Origin of the sequence: Arthrobacter sp. LAR12-1-1.1, from assembly GCF_040676555.1 — a bacterium.
Classification (GTDB): Bacteria; Actinomycetota; Actinomycetes; order Actinomycetales; family Micrococcaceae; genus Arthrobacter.
In genome coordinates, this window is record NZ_JBEGIG010000069.1 from 1 (window position 1) to 255 (window position 255).

The 255-nt window shown below is 72.9% G+C and carries 1 pseudogene; it reads right to left on the bottom strand.

From position 1 onward, the window contains the following. A pseudogene (locus MRBLAR12_RS22080) lies at positions 1-255 on the bottom strand (serine hydroxymethyltransferase); the annotation flags it as partial.

The window sequence follows — 255 nt, forward strand, 5'->3', positions numbered from 1 at the left end:
CGCCGCGCGGACCGGCCAGGGTCTTGTGCGTCGTGGAGGTGGTGACGTGGGCGTGCGGGACCGGGGACGGGTGCAGCCCGGCCGCGACCAGCCCGGCGAAGTGCGCCATGTCCACCATCAGGTAGGCACCCACCGAGTCGGCGATCCGGCGGAACTCGGCGAAGTCGAGCTGGCGGGCGTACGCGGACCAGCCCGCCACGATCAGCGCCGGCTTGTGCTCGAGAGCCAGGCGCTCGACCTCGGCCATGTCGATCC